General features: G+C 65.6%; 11 protein-coding genes. 2 read left to right on the top strand and 9 right to left on the bottom strand.

The genetic code is table 11. The features are described 5' to 3' along the window. Positions 1–8 precede the first annotated feature (8 nt). From trpB to leuC, 9 genes are all read right to left on the bottom strand, one after another. Positions 9–1,223, bottom strand: coding sequence for a tryptophan synthase subunit beta (gene trpB, locus DOM45_RS12555; RefSeq protein WP_167404621.1), 1,215 nt, complete (start codon positions 1,221–1,223; stop codon positions 9–11). A 13-nt stretch (positions 1,224–1,236) separates the two neighbouring features. Next, positions 1,237–1,926 (bottom strand): phosphoribosylanthranilate isomerase, encoded by a 690-nt coding sequence (locus DOM45_RS12550; protein WP_110601002.1) that lies wholly within the window; start codon positions 1,924–1,926, stop codon positions 1,237–1,239. Beyond that, the gene (truA, locus tag DOM45_RS12545; RefSeq protein WP_110601000.1) at positions 1,923–2,900 is read right to left on the bottom strand and encodes a tRNA pseudouridine(38-40) synthase TruA; all 978 of its coding nucleotides are present in this window, start codon (positions 2,898–2,900) and stop codon (positions 1,923–1,925) included. The genes DOM45_RS12550 and truA overlap by 4 nt, the downstream gene beginning before the upstream one ends. Positions 2,901–2,924: 24 nt before the next feature. Next, the gene (locus DOM45_RS12540) at positions 2,925–5,327 is read right to left on the bottom strand and encodes a FimV/HubP-related protein (RefSeq protein ID WP_157958414.1); all 2,403 of its coding nucleotides are present in this window, start codon (positions 5,325–5,327) and stop codon (positions 2,925–2,927) included. A gap of 156 nt (positions 5,328–5,483) precedes the next feature. After that, positions 5,484–6,599, bottom strand: a complete 1,116-nt coding sequence (gene asd, locus DOM45_RS12535; protein ID WP_110600996.1) for an aspartate-semialdehyde dehydrogenase — start codon at positions 6,597–6,599, stop codon at positions 5,484–5,486. Between the two features lie 163 nt (positions 6,600–6,762). Then, complete coding sequence (gene leuB / locus DOM45_RS12530; protein ID WP_110600995.1) at positions 6,763–7,842, bottom strand: 3-isopropylmalate dehydrogenase; 1,080 nt, start codon at positions 7,840–7,842, stop codon at positions 6,763–6,765. 9 nt (positions 7,843–7,851) lie between these two features. Further along, positions 7,852–8,640, bottom strand: coding sequence for a class I SAM-dependent methyltransferase (locus tag DOM45_RS12525; protein WP_110600993.1), 789 nt, complete (start codon positions 8,638–8,640; stop codon positions 7,852–7,854). Further along, on the bottom strand, positions 8,630–9,274 hold the full coding sequence (gene leuD, locus DOM45_RS12520; protein WP_110600991.1) for a 3-isopropylmalate dehydratase small subunit: 645 nt from the start codon (positions 9,272–9,274) through the stop codon (positions 8,630–8,632). Before leuD ends, DOM45_RS12525 begins: the two co-directional genes overlap by 11 nt. Further along, positions 9,271–10,725: a 3-isopropylmalate dehydratase large subunit gene (gene leuC / locus DOM45_RS12515; protein ID WP_110600989.1), complete on the bottom strand. Its 1,455-nt coding sequence runs from the start codon at positions 10,723–10,725 to the stop codon at positions 9,271–9,273. Before leuC ends, leuD begins: the two co-directional genes overlap by 4 nt. Before the next feature lie 196 nt (positions 10,726–10,921). On the opposite strand from leuC, the gene DOM45_RS12510 reads away from it, so the two are divergent. Beyond that, positions 10,922–11,821, top strand: a complete 900-nt coding sequence (locus DOM45_RS12510; RefSeq protein WP_110600987.1) for a LysR family transcriptional regulator — start codon at positions 10,922–10,924, stop codon at positions 11,819–11,821. A 115-nt stretch (positions 11,822–11,936) separates the two neighbouring features. After that, positions 11,937–13,232: a hypothetical protein gene (locus DOM45_RS12505; protein ID WP_110600985.1), complete on the top strand. Its 1,296-nt coding sequence runs from the start codon at positions 11,937–11,939 to the stop codon at positions 13,230–13,232. The last annotated feature ends 11 nt before the right edge of the window (positions 13,233–13,243 follow it).

The raw sequence follows: 13,243 nt of genomic DNA, 5'->3' as shown, positions 1-13,243 counted from the left end.
GACCCCAGTCAAAATTCGATGCCGTCGAGCTTGGCGACGGTGTGGATGTCCTTGTCACCGCGCCCGGAGAGGTTGACGACGATATGCTGGTCCGGCGACATCTCCCCCGCCAGCTTCTTGGCGTGGGCCAGCGCGTGAGCGGATTCCAGCGCGGGCATGATGCCCTCGACGAGCGTCAGTTCGCGAAACGCCGCCAGCACCTCGTCGTCGTCCGCCGCCACGTAGCGCACCCGGCCGACATCCTTCCACAGCGCATGCTCGGGGCCGACACCGGGATAATCCAGGCCGGCGGAGATCGACTGGGTGTCGGCGACCTGTCCGCCCTCGTCGGACATCAGGTAGGTCCGGTTACCGTGGAGCACGCCCCGCGGCGCGTTGGCCGTCAGCGGCGCGGCGTGACGACCGGTGGCAACGCCTTCACCACCGGCTTCGACGCCGTACATGATGACGTCGTCGTCCTCGACGAACGGGTAGAACAGGCCCATGGCGTTGGAACCGCCGCCCACGCACGCCACCAGCGCATCGGGCAGCCGCCCGATCTGCTCGAGGGACTGACGACGCGCCTCGCGCCCGACGATGGCGCTGAAGTCGCGGACCAGCATCGGATAAGGATGCGGACCGGCCACGGTGCCGATGATGTAGAAGGTGTCGTCGACATTGGTGACCCAGTCGCGCAGCGCTTCGTTCATCGCATCCTTGAGCGTCCGCGAGCCGGACTCCACCGGCACCACCGTGGCGCCCAGCAGATGCATGCGATAGACGTTGAGCTTCTGACGCTCGACATCCTCGGCGCCCATGTAGATCTCGCACTTCAGGCCCAGGCGCGCGGCGACCGTCGCGGTGGCAACGCCATGCTGCCCGGCACCGGTCTCCGCGATCACCCGGGGTTTGCCGGACTTCTTGGCCAGCAGCGCCTGACCGATGGTGTTGTTCACCTTGTGCGCGCCGGTATGGTTCAGATCCTCGCGCTTGAGCCAGATCTGCGCCCCGCCGATCTCCCGCGACCAGCGTTCGGCGTGGTAGAGCGGGGATGGCCGACCGACATAGTGTGTCAGGTCACGGTCGAACTCCGCCTGGAACTCGGGATCGTCCTTGAGACCGGCATAGATGGTCTCGAGCTCCTCCAGCGCGAAGCTCAGGGTCTCGGATACGAAACGGCCGCCGTATGGACCGAAGTGGCCGCGAGCGTCCGGCAGTTGCGTCAGGTCGTGGAATCGGCTCACGAAGGGACCCTCATCAGTTGGCGGTGGATGATTTGGTGGTGAACGGCGCAGCGGACGACTCCGCGGACAGTGCGGCGGTCGTCGCCTGCACCTGCGCGCAGAAAGCCCGGATCCGCAGCGGATCCTTGATGCCCTTGCCCGACTCGACGCCGCCGGAAACATCGACCGCATAGGGTCGCACCTGCATGACGGCGGCGGCGACATTGTCGGGGGTCAGGCCACCGGCGAGGATCACGGGTTTGGCCAGCGAGTCGGGGATGCGCTGCCAGTCGAAGGTCTCTCCCGTGCCGCCGGGGACACCCGGGCGAAACGCATCGAGAAGCAGCGCACCGGCTCCCGAGTAGGTCTCGGCCGCCGCTCCGAGATCGATCTCGTCGCGCATTCGGATCGCCTTGATCCAGGGCTTGCCGAACCGAGCGCAGAAATCGGCAGGCTCGTCGCCATGGAACTGTAGCAGGTCGAGATAGGGTAGACACGCCTCGACATCGGTAACGCCCGGGTCGACGAACAGGCCCACCCGGGTCACGAACGGCGACACCGTGGCACTCAACGTCGCGAGTCTGTCGGCATCGATGGCGCGAGCGCTGCCCGCCCACATCACGAAACCCAGGGCGTCGGCCCCGCAAGCGATGGCGACCCGAATGTCCTCGGTTCGGGTCAGACCGCAGATCTTGATTCTGACCGGATCGATCTCCGTACTCATGGCGAGACCTCCTCTCCGGCTTCTGTCGTGGCCTGGGGATGCTGGTCGACCACCCGGCCCTGATCGTCGATCCACTTCGGCCATACCCGACGCCGGCGCATCAGCGGTGTATCCGGGATCATGTCCCGCTCGCCGGTCCAGTCACCGAGAAACGCCATCAGGTTCGGCCCGACCGGCTCCTCGGGCAACGCGAAGCGTTCGTCGAAGCGCACGTCGACGAAGTGCAGCCCGCAGGCGGGAGCGGTGACGTTACCCAGCTTGCGATCCCTCAGCGCCAGGAGCCTGGCGGGATAGGTTTCATCCTCGTCTCCCCGCCCGACCGCCACCAGCACGCCAGCGATGTTGCGGATCATGTGATGCAGGAAGGCGTTGGCCTGCACATCGATCATGACCAGCGGCCCCAGGCGGCGTACCTCGATGAAATGGAGGTGGCGCACCGGCACCTTCGACTGGCAGCCGGCGGCCCGGTAGCTGGAGAAGTCGTGTTCGCCGACCAAAGCTTGAGCGGCGCGATGCATGCGCTCGGCATCCAGCGGCTCCCGGCACCATGTCACGTTGTTCCGTTCCATGACCGGGCGCGTCGGCTGATTGAGAATGAGGTAGCGATAGCGGCGGGCCAGCGCCGAGAAGCGGGCATGAAAGTCGTCGGCGACCGGCTTGAGCCAGCGCACCGCGATATCCCGCGGCAACTGCGCGTTGGCGCCGAACAGCCAGGCTTTCTGAGTACGCGGGACCGGCGCATCGAAGTGAACGATCTGGCGCGTGGCGTGGACGCCACTGTCGGTGCGCCCACTGCAGAGCACGCGCACTGGCGCGGCGGCGATCTTGGTCAACGCCGCCTCGAGCGCGCCCTGCACCGATGGAGCCTGGCGCAAGCGTTGCCAGCCGCAGTAGTGCGTGCCGTCGTACTCGACGCCAAGGGCCAGACGGCCCGTCAGCGGCTGGTTGTCGTCCTGCCGGGAGAAAAACGCCATCGAAACCTGTGCAGCCGAAAGTCGTTAGGGGCGCCCATTATCCCGATGCGACGACCGGAATTCCACCTCCTCGACGTCCCGATCGGCGGGAACTTCGCGTCGACGGCTAATAGCCTCCTCGGAGATCCTCGACACGACGCCAGCACCATCGGCATGCCTTGGCGCCGCACTCGCGGCGTCATCGATCCTGATGCCGAATTCGCCGTCGTCGAACGACTCCGCATCCGTCGGCTCGAGCCTGCCTCCGCGCTCCGGCCCGGCCACGATTTCCAGGGAATGCTCCGTGGGCTCCAGGGAATGCTCCGTGGGCTCCAGCGACCGTTCCATGGGCTCCAGCGAGAGGGCCGAGAAGTCGACGACGGGTCTGGCCTCAGAGGAGGCCGGCGTGGTTTTCTCTGACGGTTCCGTCGCCAGCTCCAGCGTCGGCGCTTCGTACTCGATGCGGGCAACGAGCGGTGACCTTTCCGAAGCTTCGACAGCCGCGCTCAGGTCATCCTCGAACAGCGCTGCCAAGGCGTCGCGCCCCGTCCCCGCTTCCTCGACGTCCCCCTGTGGGGACCGACGGGGAGCGGCATCGAGATCGAAACGCGCGTCTTCGCTTCGGGACGAGGCCGCCTGGAAAGACGCAATGCCGTCGATTCCCCTCGAGGCCGGGATCTCGGGGGCAGCGTGCGGGACCTGGGACTCGAACAGCGCATCGACGTCGTCCACGTTCGCCTGCCACCCTGCTTCACCATCACTCGTGATGCCGTCGCCTGTCGCCTCCTGCCAGCTCTCCTCGACGTGGCGGACGCGGTATTCGTCGACCAGGGTCTGGCCTGCTCGTCGCTGTTGTGGCGTGGCATCCTCGCCAAAGCCGGATAGCGCCAGCTCCAGCGCATCCATATCCCGGAGCTCCCCCAGCGCTCTCAGCAGGCCCAGCCGAAGCTGGGCATCCTCCCGCTCTGCGAGGTGCTGGCGCAGCCAATCACGAGCCTCGGCGTAGCGACCGTAGGCCATGTAGATATCGGCCTGGCTGATCGAGGCGGAGTCGAGATCCAGGTCGGGACCCGCCGCGCGCCGAAGCGGGGATGTCCTCGCGGCGCTGTTTGCACCGGCTTCCGTCGCCCCTTTCGGGGAGGGATCGTCGGCGACCGGAGGCGCCTCGCCCTTGGCTCGACGCCGCCGCTGAAAGCCCCACAGCGCCAGCAGCACCACCACCAATCCGCCACCGACCCAGTCCAGGTGATCCAGCAGCGACCCTCCCGCCGAAGTCATCGGCGTCGACGCGCGAGCGACGCTCGGGGCAGACACCGCCAAGGTCGCTGCCCCGGCATCGGAGACGCTCCTGCCCGCGGCCACCGGCGCGACCGCTGCCGCCGCCGGATCGCTCGCGACATCGGCCTCCCCGGCGGGAGTCTGGCCCGCGAGGGAACGTTCGGGAGCGGGATCGTCATCGCGCACCGTTGCTGCCGACTGAACGCCGACCGCGGGCACCGCCGCGAGGGTCTCCAGCAGTTCGTCGCGCTCGGCGCTCAAGGCATCGATGGTGGTCCGTTGCCGTTCGGATTCGGCGGTCAACTCGGCCAGACGCTGCTCCAGCGAGGCGAGCTGCGAGGTCGGTGCGCTGCCAGCTCGATCGGACGCTTGCTGCCACCCTGGGGCATCGACGACCGGGCGTCTCTCACGGGCCTGTCCCGCCAGCGTCCGCAACCGAGCCACGGCATCTTCACGGGACAATCCGGTCACGGCGTCGACCGCAGGGACCTGCAGATCGGCCCCGGCCCGCAGCCGGCCGATATCGCCATCGATGAATGCCGCGGGGTTGGCCTGAAAGAGACTCACCATCAACGCCTGGCGACTGATCCCGGCGCGAGGCAGTAGCGAGGCCGCCAGGCCCGACAGCGAGTCACCCGGCTGCACAGGCAGATGGGCAGGCCAGGCCCCGGGCGCAGCTGTCACTGCCCGCACCGGAGGTGGTGCCGGTGCGGGCGATGTCGACGCTGGCCGTGACTCCGCCGAGGCATCGCCGTCCAGCAGCGGCTTCGAACTGGCATAGTCGACGGGATCGAACAGTAACGACACGTCCCGTTGCCACTGCCCCTCCGGCCAGGTCACCACCAGCAACAGATCGAGGTAAGGTTCCCGCACCCGATTCGGGCTCTCGAGCACCAGCGTCAACCCGCCGTCCTGACGCACGACCCTAGTCGACACGGTGTCGACCAGGGCAGTCCGGGTCAGCCCCGCCTGGCGATAGGCCGCGGCGTCGGCTACGACGACCGAGATTCGCGATGCATCCAGCCCTTTCGCATCGCTCAGGGGCAGTACCACATGCAGCGGACGATTGAGCGGCGACACCTGCTGCGGATCGCCAACGCCGAGTGCATGGGCAGCCGAAGCCAGTGCCAGACAGAGTCCGCAGGCCATCATTGTGAGCCATTGCCGCATGGTGTCCTCGCCAACGCGTTGGAGTGAATCTCGAATCACTCATCGGCACAGGCTCACTAAACTTTATCTTTCCGTTAACAATCGGATAACAAAAGCCCCGCCAACGAACGTTGACGGGGCTCGACCTCGCAGCGATACCGCAAACGCGGACTGCCTTCAGGCTTGCTCGCGCAGAATCTTCAGCATGCGCTTGAGTGGTTCGGCTGCGCCCCACAGTAGCTGGTCGCCGACGCTAAATGCGGTCAAGTACTCGCCCCCCATGGCCAGCTTGCGCAGTCGACCCACCGGAACGGTGAGCGTGCCGCTGACAGCCGCCGGCGTCAGTTGCGCCAGCGTGGCCTCCTTCTCGTTGGGGATGACCTTGACCCAGTCGTTGTGCTTGGCCAGGCGATCCTCGATCTCGTCGATCGGCACGTCCTGCTTGAGCTTGATGGTGAACGCCTGACTGTGGGAGCGCATCGCGCCGATCCGCACGCAGAGACCGTCGATGGGAATCGGATTGTTGCCGGTGGCGAGAATCTTGTTGGTTTCGACGCCCCCCTTCCACTCTTCCTTGCTCTGACCGTTCTCCATCGCCTTGTCGATCCACGGCAGCAGGCTGCCGGCCAGCGGCGCGCCGAAGTTATCGATCGGGAATTCGCCCCCGCGCATCGCGGCAGTGACATCGCGGTCGATGTCGAGGATGGCGCTGGAGGGCGTGGCGAGATCACGAGCCACGGCCGACTGCAGTGCGCCCATCTGCGACAGCAACTCGCGCATGTGCTTGGCGCCGGACCCCGAGGCCGCCTGATAGGTCATGGAAGTCATCCACTCGACCATGCCGGCTTCGAACAGCCCCCCGAGGCCCATCAGCATCAGGCTGACGGTACAGTTGCCGCCGACGAAGGTTCTGGCACCCTTGGCGAGCTGGGCATCGATCACGTGTCGATTGACCGGATCGAGCACGATGGACGACTCCTCCGCCATGCGCAGGGTGCTGGCCGCATCGATCCAGTAGCCTTTCCAGCCGGCCTGGCGCAGCGGCTGATAGACCGCGCCGGTGTAGTCGCCCCCCTGACAGGTGACGATCACGTCCATCGCCTTGAGCGACTCAATGTCGTTGGCATCTTTCAACGCCGGCACGTCTATGCCGATATCGGGCCCGGCCTGACCTGCCTGCGAGGTGGAAAAGAAGACGGGCTCGAGCCCGGCGAAATCGTTGTCATCCAGCATGCGCTGCATCAGAACGGAACCGACCATACCGCGCCAGCCGACGAATCCGACTTTCAACATAGATTGGTTACCCCGAAGCTGTTGGAAAAGTGGCGTCTGCGTGGCCACGCGGGCCACCGGACACTTTTCATGATCATGAATGCGACACGACGACTCATTCGAGTCGTCGTATCATGTCGATCTTGAAGGCACATTATAGCGCATTGGCGCCCGCTATCCGCGCTCAGGCGTCGGCGAAAGCCGCCAGTACCGCATCCCCCATCTCGCTGGTGGAAACCTGACGCGTGCCCGGATAGGCGATATCGGCGGTTCGCAGGCCCTGATCGAGAACGCTGCCGACCGCCCGCTCGATGCGCTCGGCCAGGGCCGGCTCCCCCAGCGAATAGCGCAGCATCATCGCCACCGACAGGATCGTCGCCAGCGGGTTGGCCAGGCCCTGGCCGGCGATGTCCGGTGCGCTGCCGTGGCATGGCTCGTACATGCCCTGCTGATGCTCGTTGAGCGACGCCGACGGCAGCATGCCGATGGAGCCGGTCAGCATCGCCGCGGCATCCGACAGGATATCGCCGAACATGTTGCCGGTGACCACCACGTCGAACTGCTTGGGCGCGCGCACCAGCTGCATGGCGGCGTTGTCGACGTACATGTGCGACAGCTCGACGTCCGGATACTCGGGTGCCAGCCGGTTCATCACCTCGCGCCACAGGATGGTGACTTCGAGCACGTTGGCCTTGTCCACCGAGCAGAGTTTCTTGCTACGCTTCTGCGCCATCTCGAAGGCGACCCGACCGATCCGCTCGATCTCGGACTCCGAGTAGACGTAGGTGTTGAACCCGACCCGCTCGCCGTCACGCTCCTCGATGCCCCGCGGCTGGCCGAAGTAGATCCCTCCGGTGAGCTCGCGCACGATCATGATATCGAGCCCGGAGACCACTTCCGGTTTCAGCGTCGACGCCTCGGCCAGCTGCGGATAGAGCAGCGCCGGTCGCAGGTTGCCGAACAGGTTGAGATGCTTGCGCAGCCCCAGCAGCCCCTTCTCGGGACGCTTGCTCAGATCTTCCAGCGTGTCCCATTTCGGGCCGCCGACGGCGCCGAGCAGGATCGCGTCCGCCGCCTTGGCCTTGGCCAAAGTGGCCTCGGGCAGCGGGTGCCCTTCGGCGTCGTAGCCGGCACCGCCGACCAGCGCCTCTTCCAGCTCGGCATTCAGCCCGGCTTCGCGGCAGGCATTCAGAATCTTGACCGCCTCGGCGGTGATTTCCGGGCCGATGCCGTCACCGGGAAGAACCAGAATCTTCTTGCTCATGCATTGTCCTCAAACGTGTTCCTTGGTCGCCCACAACACCAGCATGTCGGTCGTGAAGGAGCCATCCTCACCGATCTCGAAGGCGTCTCGCACTTCCTGGCCGACCTGACTCTGCAGGTGGCGGATCGCATCGCGCATGACGTCAGGCGTGCGCATGCGCGCGATCCATGTCTCGAAATCCAGCCGTAGTCGCTGGCGCGAACTGGCGATCACCGCCAGCCCCGCCTCGCCCACCATCTTCGCCCATTCGCTGGGCGCGTAATCCCGCACATGACTGGTATCGCGCAGCATCTCGACCGTCTGCAGGAAGCTGTCGAACAGCGGCTGCTCGGAGGCGGCGACGTCGATGAACGCCGCCAGGCCACCCGGTTTCAGGACCCGCCTCGCTTCCCGCAGCGCCAGCCCCACGTCGCGCCAGTGGTGGGCGGAGAAACGGCTGCACACCACGTCGAAACTGTCAGCGGCGAACGGCAGCGACTCGGCGACCCCCTGTACCGTGCAGATATTGCCGAAGCCACGCTCGCCGGCCGCCTCACTGACCACCGCGAGCATCCGCGGCGACAGGTCGTAGGCGACAACCTCGGACGCCAGATCGGCCAGCTGGAAACTGACATGGCCGGCGCCGCAGCCCAGATCCAGCACCCGGGGTGCATCGATCTCGCCGACCCGCGCGCGAAGCTGGGCGAACTCCTGGCCCTGGGCATGCACGCTGCTGCTCAGATAGGCCGCCGCCCGGGCGCCGAACTGGCGCTCGACGACGGCGCCATGATCGGCGCTGCCGGGGGCCTCAGGCTTCACGAAACAGCCACGGACGCGCGGCGCGGTGACCGCGCTCGAAATCGTGGATCGCGCCGGACTGCTCGAGGGTCAGGCCGATATCGTCGAGCCCCTCGATCAGGCAGTGCTTGCGGAAGGCATCGACCTCGAACGGGATCGCCTCGCCATCCGGCGTGGTGACCGTCTGCCTTTCGAGATCGATATCCAGACGGTAGCCTTCGGTCGCCTCGGTCTCCAGGAACAGCCTGTCGACCGTCTCCTCGTCCAGGGTGATCAACAGGATGCCGTTCTTGAACGAGTTGTTATAGAAGATATCGGCGAAGCTCGGCGCGATCACCACACGGAAACCGAAATCGTCCAGCGCCCAGGGCGCGTGCTCTCGCGAACTGCCGCAGCCGAAATTGCGCCGGGCCAGCAATACCTGCGCATCGCGGTAGCGCGACTGGTTGAGCACGAAGTCCGGATTGAGCGGCCGACTCGACGCATCCTGGCCGGGATAGCCTTCGTCGAGGTAGCGCAGCTCGTCGAACAGGTTGGGACCGAAGCCGGTGCGCTTGATCGACTTCAGGAACTGCTTGGGAATGATCAGGTCGGTATCGACGTTGGCCCGATCGAGCGGCGCGACCAGACCCTGCAGGCGTTCGAACTTCTTCATGCGCTCATCTCCCGTGCATTGCCCCGGTCATAGTCGTACTCGCGGACATCGACGAAATGGCCTTCGATGGCAGCGGCCGCCGCCATCGCCGGGCTGACCAGATGGGTCCGGCCGCCATAGCCCTGGCGCCCCTCGAAGTTGCGGTTGGAGGTCGAGGCGCAGCGCTCGCCGGCGCCCAGCTTGTCGGCATTCATCGCCAGACACATCGAGCAGCCCGGCTCGCGCCACTCGAAGCCGGCCTCGACGAAAATCTTGTCGAGTCCTTCCGCTTCGGCCAGGCGCTTCACCAGGCCGGAGCCCGGTACCACCATGGCCAACTGGATGTTATCGGCGACCTTGCGCCCTTTCGCCACCTTGGCGGCCTCGCGCAGATCCTCGATCCGCGAGTTGGTGCAGGAGCCGATGAACACCTTATCGAGCTGGATATCGGTGATCTTCTGCCCGGCGCTGAGTCCCATGTACTCCAGCGCGCGGGTCATGCCCTGAGTGACGGTCTCGTCGGCGGCGCCGGCCGGATCAGGCACCTCCGCGGAGACGTTGACGACCATCTCCGGGCTGGTTCCCCAGGTCACCTGCGGCTCGATCTCGGCAGCGTCGAGTTCGACGATCTTGTCGAAATGCGCGCCATCGTCCGAGACCAGATCACGCCAGGCCTCGACGGCCGCCGGCCACTGCTCGGCCGAGGGCGCATAGGGCCGACCTTTCAGGTAATCGATGGTGTGGTCGTCCACCGCCACCAGGCCAACGCGGGCACCGGCTTCGATCGCCATGTTGCAGATCGTCATGCGACCTTCCATGGAGAGCTCACGAATCGCGCTGCCGGCGAACTCGATGGCATAACCGGTGCCACCGGCGGTACCGATACGGCCGATGATCGCCAGCACGATATCCTTGGCGGTGACGCCGAGCCCCAGCTTGCCCTCGACCCGCACCTGCATGTTCTTCATCTTCTGCGCGATCAGGCACTGCGTCGCCAGCACGTGCTCCACCTCGGAGGTGCCGATACCGTGGGAGAGCGCGGCGAAGGCGCCGTGGGTCGCGGTGTGGGAGTCGCCACAGACCACGGTCATGCCCGGCAGCGTGGCGCCCTGCTCGGGCCCGACCACGTGGACGATGCCCTGGCGCTCATCGTTGATGCGAAACTCCTCGATGTCGAAGCTCTCGCAGTTGGCATCCAGGGTTTCGACCTGAATCCGCGAGACATCGTCGAGTATCCCGGCATTGCCGGCGCTACGCTCCTTGAGCGTGGTCGGCACGTTGTGATCGGGAGTCGCCAGATTGGCATCGCGGCGCCACGGCTTGCGACCGGCCAGCCGCAGCCCTTCGAACGCCTGGGGCGAGGTGACTTCGTGCAGCAGGTGACGATCGATGTAGATCAGCGCGGAACCGTCATCGCGCTGAGTCACCAGGTGCTGGGCCCACAACTTGTCGTAGAGCGTCTGGCTTGCCATTGGGGTTATCTCCTCCGTCACGCTGTCTGTCGCAGCTTGAGTGACGTGATGCCTGCGAATCGCAGCGCTTCGCTTCAGCGCTGCAACTGATTGAAGCGTCAAGATACGGCCAGAGCATGCATAAAATCAATTCATCTTGATTATGCTTTGCATTCCATAACAGAATTCACGAAATCATCATCAGGAACCCCGCGCCATGGACACGCAGAGCCTGCAGGCCTTCATCGCGGTCGCCGACACGGCCTCGTTCTCGCTGGCCGGAGAGCAGTTGCACCTCACCCAGCCGGCGATCAGCAAACGCATCGCCGCACTGGAGTATCAGACCGGGGCCAAACTGTTCGATCGCATCAATCGTCGGGTCAGCCTGACCGAAGCCGGACGGCTGCTACTGCCACGCGCTCGTCAGATCCTGCAGCTGGTCGAGGACAGCCGCCGCACCTTGAGCAACCTGAGCGGCAGCGTCGAGGGCAACCTGACGCTGGCGACCAGCCACCATGTCGGCCTTCACCGGCTACCGCCGGTGCTCAAGGCCTTCACCCAGCGCTATCCCGATGTCGATCTGGACCTGCGCTTCCTCGACTCCGAGCAGGCCTATCATGGCGTGATCGCCGGTGAGATCGAACTGGCCGTGGTGACGCTCTCACCCCAACCCTACCCGCAGGTGGAGTCGGTGCCGGTGTGGATCGATCAGCTGCGATTCCTCGCCGCGCCCGACCACCCACTGACCGCGAGGGACTCGCTCTCGCTCGCCGATCTCGTCGATTATCCCGCGGTCCTGCCCGGCCCTCTCACCTTTACCCGCGATATCGTGATCAACTCCTTCACCCGGGCGGCACTCTCCATCGACGTGGCGCTGTCCACCAACTATCTCGAAACGCTCAAGATGATGGCGAGCATCGGCCTGGGCTGGAGCGTGCTGCCGGAAAGCCTGATCGACGACGACATCGCGGTGCTGCCGGTGGATCACCCGCCGATCGTGCGTCGCCTCGGCTACCTGGTTCACCGCGAACGCACGCTCTCCAACGCCGGTCGCGCGATGATCGCCGAACTCGAGACGATCAGGGCGGCCGAAGCCTCCCGAAGCGGCTACGCTTAGCCTCGTCGCAGGCCCTGTTGCAAGGCCACGCCCGATCGGTTCGGGTTCGAAGTGGAGTCATTCGAGACGCCCTCGTTCGAGAGGCGCCAATCCAGAAAGTGAGGAGTTGTCGCGCATGGCGCAGGACCATGGGGATGGATCGCAGGAATCGACGACACGGGAGGCGCGTTGCGAGGATGTATTGCGCCTGGGCCTGGTCCCGGCACCGGAGCTGCCGGAGCGGGTCGCCGGCCTGATCACCGACGAGCTGTCCGAACTGCTCGAGCGTCACACCGATGATCGTCATCGGTGGCGGGTGGAGTGCGTCACCGACGCACTGATCGGGGCCGAGGATTCGACGGACAACGTCATCGATCAGGCAGAGCGGATCAAGCGTGACCACGGCTGGCACTACGTGGTCTGCATTACCGACCTGCCGCTCTTCCGCGATGACCGCCTGACACTGGCGGAAGCCAGCGAGAATCTGGGCGTGGCGATCATCTCGCAGCCCGCGCTGGGCATTTCGCCGCTCAGGCGGCGGCTAAGGGAAGCGATCCTGCATCTGGTCAACGAGATGCATCACGGCAGCGATGGGGAAGAGCGCGAGCGTCAGCAGCAGCATCTCGAGCAGGGGCGAGAGGCCCGTGAACGGAGCGGGATTCGCAATCGCAATTCACGCGAGCTGATGGGTTGGCGGCTCTCCGAGCGACTGGTCCCAATCCAGAGGATCACGCCTTCCGATGAGCACGAGAAGCATGTCGATGTGCGCTTCGTCAGCGCCGCCAAGTGGCGGGGGTACGCCAAACTGCTCGGCGGCATGGTGCGGGCCAATCGCCCCTGGACCATCCTGCCCGCCTTCCGCCGCGTCATCGCGGTGGCCTTCGCCACTGGCGCCTACGGCCTGATTTTTCCCTCGCTGTGGAAACTCAGCGCCGCCTACGAGCTCTACCGTTTCGTGATTCTGATGATCGCCGCCATGGCAGCGATGGTGACCTGGCTGATACTCGATCACGGCCTGTGGGAACCCAGGCGATACAGCGGATCGAACCGCCTGACGGGCTTCTACAATCTGACCACGGTGCTAACGCTGACAGCGGGCGTTGCCTGCTATTACGTCATCCTGTTCGCCCTGTTTCTGGCGGCGGTGATCCTGTTCGTCCCTGCCAACCTGCTGGAGACGACGGTTGGCCAATCGATCAACTGGCTCAACTTCCCTGCCCTGGCCTGGCTCGCCGCCTCGGTGGCCACCGTCGCCGGCGCCCTGGGGTCGAGCCTGGAGAGCGACGAAACGATCCGCAGCGCGACCTACGGCTATCGCCAGCAGCTTCGCCAGCGCAAGGTCAAGGAGCGCCAAGCAGCGGACGAGGAAGCGAAGACCCAGGGAGAACGGCAAGAGAGGAGCGAGAAGGACGACGCCGACCCGCGCTCCTGAGCACACCACGC

Source organism: Salinicola lusitanus, assembly GCF_003206045.1.
GTDB lineage: Bacteria > Pseudomonadota > Gammaproteobacteria > Pseudomonadales > Halomonadaceae > Salinicola > Salinicola lusitanus.
Note: the sequence above shows the minus strand (reverse complement) of the source record. Positions and strands in the feature narration are given on the sequence as shown.